The sequence below is a fragment of the Aeromonas sp. SE22 genome, from assembly GCF_038739755.1.
GTDB lineage: Bacteria > Pseudomonadota > Gammaproteobacteria > Enterobacterales > Aeromonadaceae > Aeromonas > Aeromonas jandaei.
This window is the reverse complement of sequence record NZ_JBCGFD010000002.1, coordinates 653,765-672,029: the sequence shown is the minus strand read 5'-3', so window position 1 is coordinate 672,029 and position 18,265 is coordinate 653,765. Positions and strand designations below refer to the sequence as shown.

At 61.2% G+C, this 18,265-nt stretch carries 17 protein-coding genes; 4 read left to right on the top strand and 13 right to left on the bottom strand.

Translation table 11 applies throughout. The features are described 5' to 3' along the window. Positions 1–473 precede the first annotated feature (473 nt). From AAHA39_RS06965 to AAHA39_RS06955, 3 genes are all read right to left on the bottom strand, one after another. Positions 474–683 (bottom strand): cold-shock protein, encoded by a 210-nt coding sequence (locus AAHA39_RS06965; protein WP_005297820.1) that lies wholly within the window; start codon positions 681–683, stop codon positions 474–476. A gap of 273 nt (positions 684–956) precedes the next feature. Continuing rightward, the gene (locus tag AAHA39_RS06960; protein ID WP_320655245.1) at positions 957–1,625 is read right to left on the bottom strand and encodes a LysM-like peptidoglycan-binding domain-containing protein; all 669 of its coding nucleotides are present in this window, start codon (positions 1,623–1,625) and stop codon (positions 957–959) included. Between the two features lie 100 nt (positions 1,626–1,725). Then, complete coding sequence (locus AAHA39_RS06955) at positions 1,726–3,828, bottom strand: methyl-accepting chemotaxis protein (RefSeq protein WP_320655244.1); 2,103 nt, start codon at positions 3,826–3,828, stop codon at positions 1,726–1,728. 276 nt (positions 3,829–4,104) lie between these two features. Here AAHA39_RS06955 and gltX point away from each other — a divergent pair, with 276 nt between their 5' ends. Continuing rightward, positions 4,105–5,520: a glutamate--tRNA ligase gene (gene gltX, locus AAHA39_RS06950; protein ID WP_320655243.1), complete on the top strand. Its 1,416-nt coding sequence runs from the start codon at positions 4,105–4,107 to the stop codon at positions 5,518–5,520. 173 nt (positions 5,521–5,693) lie between these two features. Here gltX and AAHA39_RS06945 read toward each other — a convergent pair whose 3' ends face one another. The 3 genes from AAHA39_RS06945 to ettA all read right to left on the bottom strand — a co-directional run bounded on the left by AAHA39_RS06945 (position 5,694) and on the right by ettA (position 9,415). After that, positions 5,694–7,037: an NCS2 family permease gene (locus AAHA39_RS06945; protein ID WP_033114095.1), complete on the bottom strand. Its 1,344-nt coding sequence runs from the start codon at positions 7,035–7,037 to the stop codon at positions 5,694–5,696. A 266-nt stretch (positions 7,038–7,303) separates the two neighbouring features. Beyond that, positions 7,304–7,621, bottom strand: coding sequence for a hypothetical protein (locus AAHA39_RS06940; protein ID WP_005349395.1), 318 nt, complete (start codon positions 7,619–7,621; stop codon positions 7,304–7,306). A gap of 126 nt (positions 7,622–7,747) precedes the next feature. After that, complete coding sequence (gene ettA / locus AAHA39_RS06935; protein WP_005358378.1) at positions 7,748–9,415, bottom strand: energy-dependent translational throttle protein EttA; 1,668 nt, start codon at positions 9,413–9,415, stop codon at positions 7,748–7,750. A gap of 243 nt (positions 9,416–9,658) precedes the next feature. Between ettA and AAHA39_RS06930 the strand changes: the two genes are divergently transcribed. Together AAHA39_RS06930 and AAHA39_RS06925 are read left to right on the top strand one after the other, a co-directional pair. After that, entirely contained in the window at positions 9,659–10,234 is a 576-nt protein-coding gene (locus AAHA39_RS06930) for a Crp/Fnr family transcriptional regulator (protein WP_320655239.1), read from the top strand. A gap of 57 nt (positions 10,235–10,291) precedes the next feature. Further along, on the top strand, positions 10,292–10,855 hold the full coding sequence (locus tag AAHA39_RS06925) for a YgjV family protein (protein WP_320655237.1): 564 nt from the start codon (positions 10,292–10,294) through the stop codon (positions 10,853–10,855). An 8-nt stretch (positions 10,856–10,863) separates the two neighbouring features. On the opposite strand, the gene AAHA39_RS06920 is transcribed toward AAHA39_RS06925, so the two are convergent. From AAHA39_RS06920 to AAHA39_RS06900, 5 genes are all read right to left on the bottom strand, one after another. Then, positions 10,864–11,715 (bottom strand): lytic transglycosylase domain-containing protein, encoded by an 852-nt coding sequence (locus AAHA39_RS06920; RefSeq protein ID WP_320655236.1) that lies wholly within the window; start codon positions 11,713–11,715, stop codon positions 10,864–10,866. 155 nt (positions 11,716–11,870) lie between these two features. Continuing rightward, a complete protein-coding gene (locus AAHA39_RS06915) occupies positions 11,871–12,059 on the bottom strand; it encodes a hypothetical protein (protein ID WP_033114101.1) in 189 nt (62 codons plus the stop codon). A gap of 204 nt (positions 12,060–12,263) precedes the next feature. Further along, positions 12,264–12,869, bottom strand: a complete 606-nt coding sequence (locus AAHA39_RS06910) for a DUF2076 domain-containing protein (RefSeq protein ID WP_279006861.1) — start codon at positions 12,867–12,869, stop codon at positions 12,264–12,266. Between the two features lie 112 nt (positions 12,870–12,981). Continuing rightward, positions 12,982–13,995, bottom strand: a complete 1,014-nt coding sequence (locus tag AAHA39_RS06905) for an NAD-dependent epimerase (RefSeq protein WP_320655230.1) — start codon at positions 13,993–13,995, stop codon at positions 12,982–12,984. Further along, the gene (locus tag AAHA39_RS06900; protein WP_320655228.1) at positions 13,992–15,341 is read right to left on the bottom strand and encodes a UDP-glucose dehydrogenase family protein; all 1,350 of its coding nucleotides are present in this window, start codon (positions 15,339–15,341) and stop codon (positions 13,992–13,994) included. The genes AAHA39_RS06905 and AAHA39_RS06900 overlap by 4 nt, the downstream gene beginning before the upstream one ends. A 241-nt stretch (positions 15,342–15,582) precedes the next feature. Here AAHA39_RS06900 and AAHA39_RS06895 point away from each other — a divergent pair, with 241 nt between their 5' ends. After that, positions 15,583–16,194, top strand: coding sequence for a YitT family protein (locus AAHA39_RS06895; protein WP_042031690.1), 612 nt, complete (start codon positions 15,583–15,585; stop codon positions 16,192–16,194). 83 nt (positions 16,195–16,277) lie between these two features. Here AAHA39_RS06895 and AAHA39_RS06890 read toward each other — a convergent pair whose 3' ends face one another. Next, complete coding sequence (locus tag AAHA39_RS06890; protein ID WP_320655225.1) at positions 16,278–17,276, bottom strand: ABC transporter ATP-binding protein; 999 nt, start codon at positions 17,274–17,276, stop codon at positions 16,278–16,280. Next, positions 17,273–18,259: an ABC transporter ATP-binding protein gene (locus AAHA39_RS06885; RefSeq protein WP_320655223.1), complete on the bottom strand. Its 987-nt coding sequence runs from the start codon at positions 18,257–18,259 to the stop codon at positions 17,273–17,275. Before AAHA39_RS06885 ends, AAHA39_RS06890 begins: the two co-directional genes overlap by 4 nt. Between the last annotated feature and the right edge of the window lie 6 nt (positions 18,260–18,265).

The window sequence follows — 18,265 nt, the reverse complement described above, 5'->3', positions numbered from 1 at the left end:
AGCACGACCTTGCCAAGGTCGGGGTCGCGAGTTCGAGTCTCGTTTCCCGCTCCAATCTCTCTTCGAAGTCCTCATAATCCCTTTGAATTGCCCATCACATCGCGCTGCGATGATTTGTCGTATCCTGCGTTTGCCTGCTTTATCTCTTCCCCGCATATCCCAAGTCATAAGACCAAGATGTATTGCTCGCTAATAGCCTCTCGGAGATCGGGCACAACCCTTTGTGGTCGGCTAACAGACATGGCAGGGGATGAATGACAGGCATGGGCTCGGTATAAGTTAAAACCGGGGCATTTAACCAAAATCCATAAATTTGATTTATAGCGGCCGGTTGTAGCCATAAACGGCTTGCAGGCGGGGATGGCAAGCCTGGCAAGAGCTCTGCCGATCGGGGAGGGGACATTGCGGGCAAAAAAAGCGGGCAAAAAAATAGGAGGGCCGATGGCACCTCCTACATGTTCACTGGCGTGGCCTTAGATAACGGTGACGTTCTCGGCCTGCGGGCCTTTCTTGCCCTGGGTCACAGTGAACTGGACTTTCTGACCTTCAGCCAGGGTTTTGAAACCTGCGCTCTGGATGGAGGAGAAGTGAACGAATACGTCCGGACCCTGGGATTGCTCGATGAAGCCAAAACCCTTGGTTTCGTTGAACCATTTTACCTGGCCGGTGCGAATGTCAGACATGTGCAAAATCCTATCAATAACAAAATGAAACTAAGCCCTGTGGGGCTGCATTTGCCTTGCAGCAGGGGTTGGCTCATGACTGACCACGTCTCTTTGTCCCAGTAGCACGCAGAACAATCCCTGTCTAAAGCACAATCGATTGTACGTTAGCGCCGATCCTTGTCAATTTGACCCCCTGTCGTTTTTTGAACAAGCTAAAAATATTGTGAAGTCAGTAGCTTATTTGGCAGGGATCGGGATGTAAAACGGGAGGCCGCAGCCTCCCGTTTTGTTTTACTCCTTGAGGACGAACCCTTCGCCCTGCCGGTCATAGCGATAGATGGCCTGACCGTAGGAGCGGATCTCGACCCGCTGAATGCGGCGGCTGTCATCCACCAGAATGAAGACGGAGCGGCCCGATTGCAGGCGGGTCAGCGGCCGATCCGGCCCCTCGATGGCGATCAGGCGACTGAGCTCGGCGCCCGGCAGCTCGAACTTGCGGAAGATGGAGAAGAGGGTCTCACCGGCTTGCACATCGTGCTGCAGCCAGGTGCCATTGACCTTCTCTTCGACCGGTTTGGCGGCGGCAGGCGCACTGCCCGTGGTGCCATTGCCAACGGTCATGGCTTGCGCCGGTACCGCCAGCGGCACTTCCAGCGAACCGGACGGCGGCGCTTTGGGCACGCTCGGGGCGGGCTCCCAGGCCAGCACCAGCAGCCAGAGCGGGATCAGGATCAGCAGACCTATGGTGTTCTTGCGCGGCAGCGGGCTGCTCAGCTTGAATTTGCCGATGCTGGCACTCTGGCTGCGCGGGGTGGGCTGCTGCTCTTTTTTGCCAAATCGTTGGCGCAAGGACTCTGTTGCTGCATTGATACGATGGAGCAGGGATACTTGTGATTCGTCTTTGCGACGCTGCTGGGCTCGTCTGTTATGGCCACGTGGGCGACGGTCCGGGGTGGGCACGGCATTTACCTCTCACTGCATTGCCTGCCATCAGGCAAATTTCGCCGCCTATGGTAAACGGACTCGCCCCCGAGGGGGAGAGTCCTGAGGTGGAAAATTATCAGCTGAGACGAAATTGTCCCAATAATTGCTGCAATTTGTCGGCTGCCTGGCGCAGGGCCTGGCTGGCTTTGGCCGTTTCGGTCGCATCCTGAGCGATGTCGTTGGCCAGTGCGTTGGTTTTTGACAGGTTGCCGGAGACGGTCTCGGAGACCGAGCTCTGCTCTTCGGCGGCTGAGGCTATCTGGTAGGTCATGTCGTTGATGGTGGAGATGGCCTTGTAGATGCTGCCAAGCGCCTCCTCCGCCAGATCCGCTTCCCCCACTGCCTGATGGGTCAGCTGCTGGCTCTGGTTGATGGCGTTGACCGCGTTGGTCGAGCTGTGGCGGATCTTCTCGATCAGCTCCTGAGTGTTCTGTACCGCCTGCTGGGTGTTGCCCGCCAGTTTGCGCACCTCGTCGGCTACCACCGCAAAGCCGCGCCCCTGCTCACCGGCCCGTGCAGCCTCGATGGCGGCGTTGAGGGCCAGCAGGTTGGTCTGATCGGCAATCCCCTGAATGACGGTGAGGATGCTGGTGATCTGCTCGCTGTCGTGGGCCAGCCCTTCGACCACTTCGGCCCCTTTACCGGCCTCTGCCGCGACCTTGTGCATCGACTGGATCACCTGCTGGAAGCGCTCCTTGCCCTGATCGGCGGCGCTTTGCGCCTGCTTGGCCGAGTCGGCGGTGTTGTTGGCGTGGGTGGCGACCTCCTGACTGACGTAGGACATCTCTTGCACCGCGGTCAGCATCTGCTCCATCTCGGCCTGATGATGCTGCAGGTTGGTGTCGGTCTGGCCGGCGATGCGGTCGGTATCGCCGGCATGGCGGTTCACTTCGCTGGCAGTCTTGAGCACATCCCCGAGCAGCCCCTGCAGCTTGTCGATAAAGCGGTTGATCCCCTTGGCCAGATCCCCCAGCTCGTCCACCGAGCGGGTATTGAGGCGCTTGGTGAGATCCCCCTCGCCATCGGCGATATCATCCACCAGGCTGACCATCTGGCGGATGGGGCCAGTGATGCTGCGGGCGATCATCAGCATGGTGACCAGCGCCAGCACCAGCACGACAAAGGCGCCGACCAGCTGCTGGGTCACGGCGGTGCGGTTCATCTCGCCCAGCTGGTTCTCCAGCTGATCGGCCCCCGCCAGCACCACCTGATAGGGCAGGGTGACGATGATGGCCCAGTTGCGGCTCATGCCCGGCACCATGATGGGGACCGAGATGCGAAACGAGTTGTTCAGCTCCTGACGCTGCAGTTCCGGCTTCAGATACTGCTGCCACTGGCTGCCCAGCACCTTCTCGGCGCTGCTGCCAAGCAGGCTGGCATCGCCGCTGGTGCCGGTGATAACGCCGGCGGCGCTGACGATCAGGGTTTCCCCCTTGCCGTCATAGATGTTGCTGTTGAGGGACTGGGCCTGACGGCTGATGGAGTCCACCGCCAGATCGAGCGCGGCAATCCCCCTGAACTGGCCATCCACCATGATAGGGGTGGTGATGGTGCTCACCAGCACCTGCTGGCCGTTGATATCCACCTTGAAGGGATCGATGAGGCAGGAGCGCCCCTCCCGTTTCGGGCAGACGTAGTAGTCGTTGGCCGGGTTGCCGAAGCTGTCGGTCTCGCTCTTCTCGATGGAGAGCAGCAAGTCGGTGCCGACCTTGTCCTTGTCGCGATAGAAGTAGGGGACAAAGCGCCCCTTGCTGTCACTGCCGAGCGCAGTCTGACCGGCAAAGCTGGCATCCTGACTGTCGAAGCCGTTGGGCTCGAAACCGGCGAAGGCGCCGTAGAGCTGGGGCTCAAGGGCGAGCTGGGCCTTGAGCAGGTCGGTGGCCTGCTGACGATCGAGCGGCAGCTTGCCCTGCTGTTGTTGGGCGAAGACGCTGGCCATCTGCTGGGTGTAGGAGAGCCCCTTTTGCAACAGTTGGGTGATGGTGGCCGCTTCGGCGCGGGCGTTGGCGCTGACCTTCTGCCATGCCTCCTGCTGCAGGGCGGCGCGGCTGGAGCTGATGGTCAGCTTCTGGGTCTGTTGACCGGAGTACTGGTTGAGCAGGATCAGGATGACCAGGGCTGTCGTCATGGCGATCCCAGCCATGACCAGTATTCGGGTCTGGATTGAACGGAACTGCATCGTCTCTTCCTTGTTCTTGTTGCGTGGGGCGTTGAGAGTTGTCTGGATATCGGCAGGAGGAGGCAGCTCTCCAGCGCTATGCATAGCAAATCGGAAATGGGGATTTTGTTCTGCGATCCCCTTCAAAGATCAGGGGGGCAGGGCGGCGTTGCGCAAATTAAACCCGCTACTTTGCCCTTTGCGGCGTCATGGTTTTCCCATCCGTGATTGTCGGTGCTAAAATGCGACGGTTTTTTCTAACGAATTGGCCCAAGGCCCTCTACACAAGGCTTAAAGATGAAAGTCAAAACCCGTTTTGCTCCCAGCCCGACCGGCTTTTTGCATGTCGGCGGTGCCCGTACCGCACTCTATTCCTGGTTGTTTGCAAAGAACCAGGGCGGTGAGTTTGTGCTGCGTATCGAGGATACCGATCTGGAACGTTCCACTCAGGAGGCCATCGACGCCATCATTGAGGGCATGGAATGGCTGGAGCTGAACTGGGATGAGGGCCCCTACTACCAGACCAAGCGCTTCGATCGCTACAACGCGCTGATCGACGAGATGCTGGCTGACGGCCGCGCCTACAAGTGCTACTGCTCCAAAGAGCGTCTGGAAGCGCTGCGTGAAGGCCAGATGGCCAACGGCGAGAAGCCGCGTTATGACGGCAAGTGCCGCGACCACGCCCACGATCACCCGGCCGATGCGCCGCACGTGATCCGCTTCCGCAACCCGACCGAAGGCTCCGTGGTGTTCGATGACCACGTCCGTGGCCGCATCGAGTTCGCCAACACCGAGCTGGACGATCTGATCATCCGCCGTACCGATGGCGCGCCGACCTACAACTTCTGTGTTGTAGTCGATGACTGGGATATGGAGATCACCCACGTGGTGCGTGGCGAAGACCACATCAACAACACCCCGCGCCAGATCAACATCTACAAGGCGCTGAACGCGCCGGTACCGGAATTTGCCCACGTCTCCATGATCCTGGGTGACGACGGTGCCAAGCTCTCCAAGCGTCACGGTGCAGTCTCTGTAATGCAGTACCGCGACGACGGCTACCTGCCGGAAGCGCTGCTGAACTATCTGGTGCGTCTGGGCTGGTCCCACGGTGATCAGGAGATCTTCAGCCTGGAAGAGATGATCAAGCTGTTCAGCCTGGATGCCATCTCCAAATCCGCCTCAGCGTTTAACACCGACAAGCTGCTGTGGCTGAACAACCACTACATGCGTAGCCTGGATCCGGCTTATGTTGCCAAGCATCTGGCATGGCACATGGAAAACCAGAAGATCGACATCAGCAATGGCCCGGCGCTGGCCGACGTGGTCACCCTGCTGGCCGAGCGCTGCAACACCCTGGTCGAGATGGCTGCCCAGAGCCGCTACCTGTTCGAAGAGTACGAAGCGATCGACGAAGCGGCTGCCAAGAAGCACCTGCGCGGCGTGGCTGCCGAGCCGCTGGCTCTGGCCAAGACCAAGCTGGCTGCACTGGATAGCTGGACCACCGAAGCGCTGCACGAGCTGATTGAAGCGACCGCTGCCGAGCTGGGTCAGGGCATGGGCAAGGTGGGTATGCCGCTGCGCGTGGCTGTCACCGGTTTGGGCCAATCTCCTGCCATCGACGCCGTGATGGCGCTGGTTGGCAAGGAGCGCGTACTTGCTCGTATCGACCGCGCGCTGGCTTACATCGAAGCCCGCATGGCTGCCGAGTAACTGCTGCCGATGTGGCAGGCGAGGGGATAACCCTGCTCTGCCACATGCTGAATAGAAAAAATCCGAAACCACTGGTTTCGGATTTTTTTATGGCCAGCGCACAGGCCGATAGCAAATCGGGGATAAAAAAATGCCAGTCAGCTGACTGGCATTTTTGTTGGCGAAAGCCTGACTTAGTGACCGTCTACCCAGAAGAACTTGAGGACGAACAGCAGGGCTACCACCAGCACGCAGGGGTTGATTTCGCGCCAGCGGCCGGTGCCCGCCTTCATCACGCAGTAGGAGATGAAGCCCACGGCGATCCCCTCGGTGATGGAGAAGCTGAACGGCATCATCACCGCAGTCATGAAGGCCGGTACCGCTTCGGTCAGATCTTCCCACTTCACCCGGGTCAGCTCGGAGCACATCAGCACGCCCACATAGATGAGTGCGCCAGCGGCGGCGTAGGCTGGCACCATGGCGGCGACCGGAGAGAAGAAGATCGCCAGCAGGAACAGGATACCGACCACGATGGCGGTCAGACCGGTACGCCCGCCGACGGCAACGCCGGAGCTGCTCTCGATGAAGGCGGTGACCGAGGAGGTGCCCATAAAGGCGCCGCCGACCGAGCTCACGCTATCGACCAGCAGTGCCTGCTTCATGCGCGGGAAGTGCCCCTTGTCATCAGCCAGCTTGGCGCGGTTGGTGACGCCAATCAGGGTGCCGGAGGAGTCGAACAGGTTGACCAGCATAAAGGAGAAGATGATCCCGGCGAGGCTGATGTCGAGCGAGCCCATCAGATCCAGCTGGCCGAACACCGGCTCGATGCTGGGCGGCATGGAGACGAAACCCTTGAAGGTGACATCGCCAAACAGCCAGCCCAGCGCTGTGGTGACCACGATGGCGATCAGCACGGCGGAGTGGACGCCGCGAGCGGAGAAGATGCAGATCAGGAAGAAGCCGAGCAGACCCAGCAGGCAGGGCAGGGAGGTGAGGTTGCCCACGGTCACCATAGTCGCAGGGCTGGCCACGACGATCCCGGCGTTGTGCAGGCCGAGCAGGGCGATCAGCAGACCGATACCGGCGGTGATGCCGACCCGCAGGGTGAGCGGAATGTTGCCGATCAGCCAGTAGCGCACCCGCAGCAGGGTGAGGATCAACAGACCCATGGCGCCCCAGAAGATGGTGCCCATACCCACTTGCCAGGAGTAGCCCATACCGGCCACTACCACGAAGGCAAAGAAGGCGTTGAGGCCCATGGCAGGGGCCAGCGCGATGGGCAGGTTGGCCAAGAGGCCCATCAGGATGCTGCCGATACCGGCGATGAGGCAGGTGGTGACAAAGACTGCCTGGGTGTCCATGCCTGCCGCAGAGAGGATCTGCGGGTTGACGAACACGATATAGACCATGGTCAGGAAGGTAGTGATGCCGGCGATCAGTTCGGTGCGGGCGTTGGTGCCATGGCCCTTCAGGGCAAACAGACGCTCAAGCAATCCTTGCCCGGCAGCCTGTGTGGGGGCCTGTTGTGGTTGATTCATGTTGGATTCCAATAGGTGACGTGAAATAAGCAGCAGGCGAGCGGGCTCCCATTCATGCGGGAGTGATGGCCCTGTTTCTGGTGGAGAAGTAACCAGACTCGTCCTGATACCGTGACAGCGCGCACATTTTTACACAGGCGACGCCGTTTACAAACCCCGGATCTGCGAAGCGGATCAATGAATGGAGCAAAAGATCAAACGTTTGCTTTTTCGCCAACAAAAAAGGTTCTCGTCGGAGAACCTTTTGGGCGCAGAGAGGGCTGAGATCAGAGAGTTTTGAAGTAGCGCTCCACCAGCTGGGCCAGCACCGAATCGAGCTGATCCTGCACTTCCCCCAGCTCGCGGCCGAAGCGGCGCAGAAAGAGACTGGCCTGCTCCTCGCTCAGCTTGAGATCGTTGAGAAAGAACTCCTGCTCCGGCAGCTTCTTGTCATAGCGAGGGATCAGCACCCAGCTCACCAGCTCCGGCTCGACCGCTTCGAAGATTTTGGCAGCGGCAACGCAGAAGGTTTCGATGTGTTCCTTGCCATCCGGCCCGAGACAGCCGGGTTCAACCCGGATCTGGATGGTCAGTTTTTTGGTCATTTCAGTACATCCATGCAATGTTATCCGTCTTGGATTGTAAGCCAAAAGGCAACAGAAAGGGGAGCCGGAGCTCCCCTTGTGACGCTGGTCGCAGCTGCGATGGTACGGCTTGCGCCGACCGACCGCTTACTTGGCGATACGCTTGTACTTGGCTCGGTGCGGCTGGATGGCCTCGGCGCCGTAGGTCTTCTTCTTCCACTCTTCGTATTCGGTAAAGTTACCTTCGAAGAACTCGATCTTGCCCTCATCCTGATAGTCGAGGATGTGAGTGGCGATACGGTCGAGGAACCAGCGGTCGTGGGAGATGACCATGGCACAACCCGGGAACTCCAGCAGGGCGTTCTCGAGGGCGCGCAGGGTTTCGATGTCCAGATCGTTGGTCGGTTCATCCAGCAGCAGCACGTTGCCGCCGGTCTGCAGCAGCTTGGCCAGATGCAGACGACCACGTTCACCACCGGAGAGCTCGCCAACCCGCTTCTGCTGGTCGGAACCCTTGAAGTTGAAGCGGCCGATATAGGCGCGGCTCGGGAACTCGTAGTTGCCGATGCGCAGGATATCCTGACCGTCAGCGACCTCTTCGAATACCGTCTTCTTGTCATCCATGCTGTCGCGGAACTGATCGACAGAGGCGAGCACCACGGTTTCACCCAGGGTGATGGCACCGGAATCCGGCTGCTCCTGACCCGACATCATGCGGAACAGGGTCGACTTACCGGCACCGTTCGGGCCGATGATGCCGACGATGGCACCCTTCGGAATGGCAAACGACAGATCGTCGATCAACACCCGATCACCATAGGATTTGCGCAGGTTGGCCACTTCCACCACCTTGTCGCCGAGGCGCGGTCCGGGCGGAATGAACAGCTCGTTGGTCTCGTTGCGCTTCTGGTAGTCGTTGGTGTTGAGCTCTTCGAAGCGAGCCATACGGGCCTTGGACTTGGCCTGACGCCCTTTCGGGTTTTGACGAACCCACTCCAGCTCTTTCTCGATGGACTTGCGACGGGCCGCTTCGGAACTTGCTTCCTGCGCCAGACGGGCGTCCTTCTGCTCCAGCCAGGAGGAGTAGTTGCCTTCCCACGGGATACCTTCGCCGCGGTCCAGCTCCAGGATCCAGCCCGCCACGTTGTCGAGGAAGTAACGGTCGTGGGTGATGGCTACGACAGTGCCTTCGTAGTCGTGCAGGAAGCGCTCGAGCCAGGCCACGGATTCCGCATCCAGGTGGTTGGTCGGTTCGTCCAGCAGCAGCATGTCCGGCTTTTCCAGCAGCAGACGGCACAGTGCCACACGGCGGCGCTCACCACCGGAGAGGTGCTTGATCTTGGCATCCCAAGCCGGCAGGCGCAGGGCATCGGCCGCACGCTCCAGCTGGTTTTCCATGTTGTGGCCACCCTGAGCCTGGATGATGGCTTCCAGCTCGCCCTGTTCGCGGGCCAGCTTGTCAAAGTCGGCATCCGGGTCGGCGTAGGCCGCATAGACCTCGTCCAGACGGGCCATGGCACGCTTCACCTCGCCAACGGCCTCTTCGACCGCTTCGCGTACGGTCTGCTCCGGGTCCAGCTTCGGCTCCTGCGGCAGGTAGCCAATCTTGATACCGGGCTGCGGACGGGCTTCCCCTTCGATCTCGGTGTCGATGCCTGCCATGATGCGCAGCAGGGTCGATTTACCGGCGCCGTTCAGACCCAGCACGCCGATTTTGGCGCCCGGGAAGAAGCTCAAGGAGATGTTCTTGAGAATATGACGCTTGGGCGGCACTACCTTGCCGACCCGGTTCATGGTGTAAATAAATTGAGCCATTGGCTAATTCTCTTCCTTTTCAGCAGGTTAATGTCTTGGCATTAACAGACTGATGTCGTGGTGGGGCCAGGTCGACACAGGTCAACCGGGTTCCAAAAAACCCGTCGATTGTAAACCAACGGACGAGGGGGGGCAAAGGCGGCACCCGGCTATGTCCCCCCCTTTGCCAACAGGGTCACGCCTTGCTGCATCAGTCGTGCAATTTGGGCATGATGTGGGCTGCCGTTTTGTCCCGGAGCCCTCATGAACCCATCTCTTCAAGCCCCCCTGCTTGCCACCTTTTTGTGTGCCATGGGATTGGACGCTGCCTTGAGCGAATCCCTCTGTCAGCGTTTGCCACGGCAGACGCTGCGCGCCGGTCAGGTGCTGTTGGCGCAAGGGGACAAACAGGAGGCTGCCTTCTATATCGAAACGGGCATCGCCCGTGCCTGCCATTACACCCGGGAAGGGCAGGAGCGCTGCAAGGAGTTCTACTTCGAGGGGGAGCTCTGCCTGCTTTACGACAGCTGGCTCACCGGGTCGCCCGCCCGCTATCAGCTGGAGGCGCTGACGGAACTGCAGGTGGTGCGGGTGCCAATCGCCCTGCTGGATGAGCCCATCTGGCAGCCGGTCTGCATGGCCCTGCTGCGTCAGCAGCTCGGTTACAAGGAGCGCAAGGAGGCGTTTTTGCTGCTCCACTCCCCCGAAGAGCGTTATCGGGAGCTCTGCCACACCTTCCCCCACTGGCCGGCACGACTGACCCAAGTACAGCTCGCCAACTACATCGGCATCAGCCCGGTCACCCTGTCACGGATCCGCAGGCGCATTAACACGGGTTAATGCCACCTGCCGGTTGCCACTTCATGCTGCGCCATCCAAATGACGGACGAGGGGTGGATGATGTCGCTGTTTCTGTGGTCGCAACTGGTGGTGAGCCTGGCCTTGCTGCTCGATCTGTTGTCGTTTCAGTTGCGGGATCGCCGCAGGATCCTGGCCTGCCTGGCACTCTCCTGCGCGCTCAATGCCGGTCACTTTGCCCTGCTCGGGCAGTGGTCGGCAGCCTGCCTGTTGCTGCTGGCCAGCGTGCGCTTTCTGGTGAGTATCTGGCTGGTTCGCCGCATCTTGATGTGGTTTTTCATGGGGTTGGCCTGTGCGGCAGCGCTGGCGACCTATCAGGGCCTGCTCTCATTGATCGGGCTGCTGGCCAGCCTGCTGCAAACCCGGGCCGCGTTTTGCCCGGATGATCGCCAACTGCGGCGCTGGATGCTGCTCGGTACCCTCTGCTGGCTGGTCAACAACCTGCTGGTGGGCTCACCGGTCGCCGCACTGATGGAGGGGCTGTTTCTGGTCAGCAATCTGGTGGGCTACTACCGCCACTATGGCTTCCACTATTCGGCCGGTAGCGGTCATAACCATAGTTGTCGCAATCCGGAACAGCCTTCCGAGCGGACTGACAACTGAGTGTTCGCTCAGGGCTGCTTGTGACCAGCGAAGTAGAGCACCCGTTTGACATACTCCCGGGTCTCGTCATAGGGCGGTATACCGCCATAGCGCTCAACCGCCTTTTCACCTGCGTTGTAGGCTGCCGAGATCAGGACCCAGTCGCCATCGAAGCGGCGATCCAGCCACTTGAGATAACTGACGCCCCCCTTGATGTTCTGTGCCGGATCAAAGGGTTGAGTGACACCAAAACGCTGCTGGGTTTCGGGGATCAGCTGCATCACCCCCTGCGCATTCTTGGCGGAGACGGCGCGGCTTTCGAGGTTGGATTCGGCAATGGCGATGGCCAGCACCAGCCGCACATCGACCTGATGGCGCTTGGCTGCGTGACGCAGCATGGTGGCCAGCTTCTGTTTGCCCGGTGACTGGCGTGCCAGATATGCCTCGACATTGAACGGTGTGCTGGGCAGGGCGAAATAACTCCCTTGACCGCCGCGCACGCCGACACCGCACTGATCGCCCATGGGGGCATTGCCGACCCGCGGGTTGTAGTAGCGGCTGGCCTGCTGGTTGCCAAGGCGCATCGCCATGGCGAGATAGCTGTTGGCCATTTTCGCGCTGCGCACCGAGGCAGGGCCGGTGGCGAGCAGACGCCCGATCCGGAAGTAACCTTCGGGATTGCCGGTGCTGGCGGCTACGCAGTAGAGGGCTATCGCCTTTTGCAGATTGCCGCTGTGCTGGGCTGCTTGCCCCTGCCTGAGCGCCGTCATTGCCCTGGGGGCTTGTCTGAAATCCCTGCCCTGTGCCGTCTGCGGAATGCCCGCCAGTAGCGACGACAAAAAAAGCAGCAAAAACAGTCCGTTTTCGCTGATCTTCCCCATCGTTTATCTCCTGCTTGAGTAGAGAAGATATAGAGGAACATGGCTGCCATCGCCATGAAAGCAGTGGATCCTGTTGTTATAGCGGGGGGATTTCAGAGAGCAAAATGGTATGGAACTAACGGCATTGCGAGAGTTTCATACCATTTTTCATCGGGTTAGAAGTCGTGGTGATACTCATGCTCATCCAGGTCGGCGGGAGGAAGCGCGCGATAGAAGCTGCCAATTTCGCTGACAACCCAGAGCGAAAGCAGGATCAACATGCTGATAAGGGGAAGCAGGGTGTGGTTCTGGGTCAGGGCATAGGCCGCGATGGCGGCGCCAATCAGGAGAAGGGTTCGGATCATGAGGTGGCTCCTTGTCGTCATGGGGGTGTTGCGTGGCCACGGACAGAGCGCCTGGGGTCGGGAGTATCTCCCGGGTGGCACGAAGCGAAGTGATTATATCGCGTCATGCCGCTGCCGGTCCGTGGTGTCATCACACTTTCCATAGTCATGGGTTTCGTATCGAGTTGGGCCCCGCCACATGCGGGGCCTGTGGTTGTGTAACGGTTAGAAGAAACCGCCGTTGTTATCGTCACTGTCGGTCCAGCCGCCACTCTGGCTATCGTCGTCGAGAAAACTGCCGCCATCATCGGGAGGTGAATCCCAGCCGTCCCAGCGTACCGGTTCTGCATCGACCGGATTGGCAATGGGCGCTGGCTCTATGATGTCGATGATCTCCTCGGGCCGGTTGCTGTGAAACAGTCCGCCGATCATGTCGGCCAGCATGACTCCGCCGGCAACCCCGGCTGCGGTTTGCAGGGCGCCACCGAGAAAGGAGCTGGTACGGGAAGCGGGTTGGGCTGGCGCAGTTGCCGGTGGCGGCGTGAAGCGCGGGGGCGGAGTGCTCTCACCACCAAACAGGCCGGAGAGAAAACTGCCGCCGCTCGAACTGCTTTGGCTTGCCTCCAGCTCCTTGACTCGCTCGTTGAGACGGGTAAGGGCAGCCTGCTGGATCAGCAGCGCCTGGGTCATGTAGTAGGGGGCATCGGGCTGCTGGGCCAGATGCTGGCGGATCAGCTGATCCGCTTGTTGGTCTCGCTTGCTATCCCTGGCTTGCGCTTGCTTGAGGCGGTCGAACAGTCCATCGATCAGACCCTGTTCCTGCTGTTGCATCTCAAATCCTCGCTATGGTGCGCAGACAGTGCGTTCAGCCATCCTAAAACGCGTGGCAAGCCAGTGGTACCGGATTAACTCATCGGCGACCAAGGGCTGCAGCCCGGCAATTTCACGCGTCGGGCTGGTAGTAGTCGAGATACCAGCGGACGAACGCGGCGACCCCCTCCTTGATCGAGGTGGCGGGGCGCAGGCCGGTGAGGGTATGGAGGGGCTCGCTATCGGCCCAGGTGGCGTGCATGTCGCCCGCCTGCATCGGCAGCATCCGCTTGATGGCGGGTTTGCCGAGGGCCTCTTCCAGCGCCTCGATAAAGTCGAGCAGCCGCACCGGCTGACCATGACCGATATTGAGGATGCGGTAGGGCGCGGCGCTCTCGGCCGTGCTCTGCTCGCTGGCGTGCCAATCGGGATTGGGACGGGGCGGCTGGTCGGCGACGGCGAGGATCCCCTCGACGATGTCGTCGATAAAGGTGAAGTCGCGGCTGAGATCGCCGTGGTTATAGACGTCGATAGGCTCGCCCGCGAGGATGGCGCGGGTGAACTTGATGATGGCCATGTCGGGCCGACCCCAGGGGCCGTAGACGGTGAAAAAGCGCAACCCTGTGGTGGGCAGGCCATAGAGCGTGGAATAGGCGTGAGCCATCAGCTCGCCACTCTTCTTGGTGGCAGCGTAGAGGGAGACCGGGTGATCCACCGGCTGCTCGGTGGTGAAGGGCATCTGGTCGGTCAGACCATAAACCGAGCTGGAGGAGGCGTAGAGCAGATGCTGGATACCGTGCTGGCGGCACCCCTCCAGCACCGTCAGCATGCCGGTGAGGTTGCTGTCGGCATAGGCAAAGGGGTTTTCCAGCGAGTAGCGCACTCCCGCCTGTGCCCCCAGATGGATCACCCGCTCGAAACCATGACGGGCAAAGAGTGCCGCCATCGCTTCGCGATCCGCCAGATCGACCCGCTCGAAGTGGAAATGGGGATAGCTGGCCAATTGTGCCAGTCGCGCCTCTTTCAGACTCACCTCGTAGTAGTCGTTGAGGTTGTCGATACCCACCACCCGGTGACCTGCCGCGCAGAGCCGGCTGGCCACGTGAAAACCGATAAAACCGGCGGCCCCGGTCACCAGCCAGTTCATGGTTGCACCTGTGCGAGAGGAAGGTGAGGGCGCCCGATGGCGTAGTAGCAAAAGCCCTGCTGGTGGAGGCGAACCGGATCGTAGAGGTTGCGACCGTCGATGATGACGGGGCTGGCGAGCAGGCTCTTCATCCGAGCAAAGTCGGGGACGCGGAAGGATTGCCACTCGGTGCAGATGAGCAGGGCATCGGCCCCCTCCAGTGCATCTTCCTGCGCTGCACAGAACTGCAGGTCGGGCCGCTCGCCGTAAAGTTCACGGGCGCGAGCCATCGCCTTGGGATCAAACGCCTGCACCTTGCCACCAGCAGCCCAGATGGCGGCCAGCAGCGGGCGGCTCGGCGCTTCGCGCATGTCGTCGGTGCCGGGTTTGAACGCCAGCCCCCACAGGGCAAACGTGCGGCCGCGCAGATCCGGGCCGAAGTGACTCAGCAGTCGCTCGGCCATCTTCTGCTGCTGGCGCTGGTTGACCTGCTCGACCGCGGCGAGCAGCGGGGTGTCGCAGTCGACGCGGCGGGCGGTGTGCAGCAGGGACTGGATATCCTTGGGAAAGCAGGAGCCGCCATAGCCGCAGCCCGGGTAGAGAAAGTGGTAACCGATGCGGGGATCGGCCCCCATCCCCTGGCGCACCGCCTCGATATCGGCCCCCAGCTCCTCGGCAAGTGCCGCCATCTCGTTCATAAAGGAGATGCGGGTAGCCAGCATGGCGTTGGCGGCGTACTTGGTGAGTTCGGCACTGCGCAGATCCATCACCACGATCCGGTCGTGGTTGCGGTTGAAGGGGGCGTAGAGGGCGCGCAACTGCTTCTGCGCCGCCTCGCTATCGCAGCCGATGATGATGCGATCCGGTCGCATGCAGTCGCTGACTGCCGCCCCCTCCTTGAGAAACTCGGGGTTAGCCGCCACGTCGCACTCGAGGGCAATGCCACGCTCGGCCAGCTGCGCCTGAATGTGCTGCCGCACCTGCTGCGCCGTGCCGACCGGCACAGTGCTCTTGGTCACCACCAGCTTGGGGCGGTTCATCAGCTGGCCTATGGTGTCGGCCACCGTCAGCACATGTTGCAGATCGGCAGAGCCATCCTCATCTGCGGGTGTGCCTACGGCGATGAGCAGCAGGTCGGCGTGCTCGACTCCGACGGCGGGGTCGGCAGAGAAGTGCAGACGACCACTGGCCAGATGGCTCTCGACCAGCGGGGCCAGCCCCGGCTCGTAGAAGGGGATTTGGCCCTGCCGAAGCGCGGCGATCCGCCCCTCATCCACATCGATGCAGCAGATCTGATGGCCCACCTCGGCCAGAACGGCGGCCTGAACCAGCCCGACATAGCCTGTGCCAAAAATGGTGACCTTCATGGAAAACGCCTCTTGCTGCGGATGGGATGCGGGGTATCAGAGGCCGGCATGCTGCATCTTGGTGCAGCGAGTGTCAATGCCGGATGACAGGCACCAGAATGGGGCGTGCAGCCCTCTTGTTGTGATCATTTTCACAAAAAATAGACTGGACCTCATAACGAAGCCCTGTCGACAGGGCTCGCAGCCTGCCGAATAGGGCAGGCGACAGACACTCTCTCTTTACTTCGCTTGGATACAGGTTATGGACAACACCTCGACTCGTACTGCCCATCCCGTCTATGAGGATGTGCTGGCCCTGCTGACCGCGGCAGGCTTTGTTTCCCTCGGCATCTTCCTGTTTCATCAGGTGGGCCTGCTCACCGGCGGCACCGCCGGGCTGGCGCTGCTGCTGCAACAGGTGACGGGCATCAGCTTTGGCCTGCTCTTCTTCGGCATCAATCTGCCCTTCTACGCGCTCGCCTGGCTCAGAATGGGGCCGCGCTTTACCCTCAACACCTTCGTCTCGGTGGCGGCGGTCTCCTACATGACCGATCACCTCAACGGCGTGTTGCAGATCGGCAAGATAGAGCCCCTCTATGCGGCGCTGATCGGTGGCACCCTGATCGGTATGGGGCTGCTTATCATGTTTCGCCACAAGTCGAGTCTGGGGGGCTTCAATATTCTGGCGCTCTTTATTCAGGATCGCTTTGGCATTAGGGCGGGCAAGCTGCAGATGGGGCTCGATTGCGCCATCGTCATCGCCTCGTTCTTCGTGGTGCAACCCTGGATTCTGGCCCTCTCCATCGTGGCGGCGGTTATCTGTAATCTGGTGTTGACACTCAACCACAAGCCGGGGCGCTACCAGATCGCCTAACGGTTGGCAGATTGACCCGATAGCACGAGGCGGCCAGATGGCCGCCTCGTCGGTTTTTATCCTCACAGCTCACTCTCGGGCAATCAGCTTGCTGGCTCCTCTCTGGCATCGCTGCCGACCGTCAGCGGGGTGTGGCACGCCACCTGATGATGTGCTTCATCGCAAACCTCCAGCCGGGGCGCCTTGCTCTTGCACAGCACCGTGGCATGGGGGCAGCGCGGATGGAAATGGCAGCCGGCGGGAGGGGTGATGGGGGAGGGGACATCGCCGGTCAGCAGGATGCGCTGGCTGCGCCGACGTGGATCCGGCACCGGAATGGCGGAGATCAACGCCTGGGTGTAAGGGTGGCGCGGCGCCAGATAGAGCGACTGGGCATCCGCCAATTCGACTATCCGTCCCAGATACATCACCGCAATGCGATCCGAGATATGTTTCACCACCGACAGATCGTGCGCAATGAAGATGATGGCGAGCTGCATCTCCCGCTGCAGGGTGAGCAGCAGGTTGATGATTTGCGACTGCACCGAAACATCGAGGGCCGAGACCGCCTCGTCGCAGATCAGCAGCTTGGGGCGCAGGGCGATGGCGCGGGCGATACCGATGCGCTGGCGCTGGCCGCCAGAAAACTCGTGGGGATAGCGATCCCGCGCGCTGGTGGGCAGCCCCACCTTGGCCAGCAACTCATCGACCCAGGCGCGCCGCTCTTGCGTGCTGCCCTTGCCGTGGATGATAAAGGGCTCCTCCAGAATTTGCCCCACCGTATGACGGCTGTTGAGGGATTCTGCAGGATCCTGAAACACCATCTGCATCTCCTGACGCAGGGAGCGCATCTCGCGAGGGCTGAGGCGGGTGATATCGCGCCCCTCGAAGGTGATGGTGCCGCCGCTTGGCTCGAACAGCTTGAGCAGGGTGCGCCCCAGAGTCGACTTGCCGCAGCCCGATTCACCCACCAGCCCCAGTGTCTCTCCCTGCTTGAGGTCGAAGCTGATGTCATCCACCGCGTGTACCGTGTAGCCCTTGCGCAGCAGGCCGCCGAGGCGAAAGTGTTGGGTCAGTCCCCTTACCGATAACAGCGTGCTCATGGGGTCAACTCCTTCCAGTGGTGGCAGGCCACGCCGTGGTGGGGGGCCAGCTGTTCGACAGCCGGTACTTCGTGGCTGCAGCGCTCGCTGGCGTGGGGGCAGCGGTTGGCGAAGCGGCAGCCGGCCGGCATCTCGTGCAGGGCGGGCACCTGCCCCCTGATGGTATTGAGCAGCTGCTTGGGCTGGCCATCGAGGCGAGGAATGGCCCCCAGTAGACCGTGGGTGTAGGGGTGACGGGGGTGGTCAAACAGCTCGAACACGTCGGCCTGCTCTACCGCCCGCCCGGCGTACATCACCACCACCTTGTCGCACAGCTCCGCCACCACGCCAAGGTCGTGGGTGATAAAGAGGATGGCCATGCCGGTCTCGGCTTGCAGCCCCTTCATCAGGTCGAGGATCTGGGCCTGAATGGTCACATCGAGCGCCGTGGTCGGCTCGTCGCAGATGAGCAGAGCGGGCTCGCAGGCGAGCGCCATGGCGATCATCACCCGCTGGCGCATGCCGCCGGAGAGGTTGTGGGGATAGACGGCAAAGCGCCGCTCCGGCTCCGGGATCCCCACCTTCTGCAGCATGGCGATGGCGGCCACCTTGCGCTCGGCCCTGCCGTAGTCGGGGCGGTGCAGGCGGTAGACCTCCATCAGCTGCTCCCCCACCGTCTGCACCGGGTTCAGCGCGGTCATCGGTTCTTGAAAGATCATCGAGATGCGGTTGCCACGCACCCTGTGCATCTGTTCGGGAGGGAGTGCGAGCAGAGCCTCCCCCTCAAAATCGATGGTGCCGGCTACCACCCGGCCGTGGGGGCGGGGCAGCAGCCCCATGATGGCCAGCGCGGTGACGCTCTTGCCGCAGCCCGATTCGCCGACCAGACCGAGGGTCTGTCCCGGTGCGACGCTGAAGCTGACGCCATCGAGCACCTTGAGCTCGTCCCCGTCGACGGTAAAGGTGACCTCGAGGTCGCGTACGGTGAGCATGGGGGAGGACATGGCGAA

Excerpts from the sequence above, each read along its gene's own strand:
- AAHA39_RS06965 (WP_005297820.1), bottom strand. The coding sequence starts at position 683 with ATGTCTGACATTCGCACCGGCCAGGTAAAATGGTTCAACGAAACCAAG.
- AAHA39_RS06955 (WP_320655244.1), bottom strand. The coding sequence starts at position 3,828 with ATGCAGTTCCGTTCAATCCAGACCCGAATACTGGTCATGGCTGGGATC.
- gltX (WP_320655243.1), top strand. The coding sequence starts at position 4,105 with ATGAAAGTCAAAACCCGTTTTGCTCCCAGCCCGACCGGCTTTTTGCAT.
- AAHA39_RS06945 (WP_033114095.1), bottom strand. The coding sequence starts at position 7,037 with ATGAATCAACCACAACAGGCCCCCACACAGGCTGCCGGGCAAGGATTG.
- AAHA39_RS06940 (WP_005349395.1), bottom strand. The coding sequence starts at position 7,621 with ATGACCAAAAAACTGACCATCCAGATCCGGGTTGAACCCGGCTGTCTC.
- ettA (WP_005358378.1), bottom strand. The coding sequence starts at position 9,415 with ATGGCTCAATTTATTTACACCATGAACCGGGTCGGCAAGGTAGTGCCG.
- AAHA39_RS06930 (WP_320655239.1), top strand. The coding sequence starts at position 9,659 with ATGAACCCATCTCTTCAAGCCCCCCTGCTTGCCACCTTTTTGTGTGCC.
- AAHA39_RS06925 (WP_320655237.1), top strand. The coding sequence starts at position 10,292 with ATGATGTCGCTGTTTCTGTGGTCGCAACTGGTGGTGAGCCTGGCCTTG.
- AAHA39_RS06920 (WP_320655236.1), bottom strand. The coding sequence starts at position 11,715 with ATGGGGAAGATCAGCGAAAACGGACTGTTTTTGCTGCTTTTTTTGTCG.
- AAHA39_RS06915 (WP_033114101.1), bottom strand. The coding sequence starts at position 12,059 with ATGATCCGAACCCTTCTCCTGATTGGCGCCGCCATCGCGGCCTATGCC.
- AAHA39_RS06910 (WP_279006861.1), bottom strand. The coding sequence starts at position 12,869 with ATGCAACAGCAGGAACAGGGTCTGATCGATGGACTGTTCGACCGCCTC.
- AAHA39_RS06905 (WP_320655230.1), bottom strand. The coding sequence starts at position 13,995 with ATGAACTGGCTGGTGACCGGGGCCGCCGGTTTTATCGGTTTTCACGTG.
- AAHA39_RS06900 (WP_320655228.1), bottom strand. The coding sequence starts at position 15,341 with ATGAAGGTCACCATTTTTGGCACAGGCTATGTCGGGCTGGTTCAGGCC.
- AAHA39_RS06895 (WP_042031690.1), top strand. The coding sequence starts at position 15,583 with ATGGACAACACCTCGACTCGTACTGCCCATCCCGTCTATGAGGATGTG.
- AAHA39_RS06890 (WP_320655225.1), bottom strand. The coding sequence starts at position 17,276 with ATGAGCACGCTGTTATCGGTAAGGGGACTGACCCAACACTTTCGCCTC.
- AAHA39_RS06885 (WP_320655223.1), bottom strand. The coding sequence starts at position 18,259 with ATGTCCTCCCCCATGCTCACCGTACGCGACCTCGAGGTCACCTTTACC.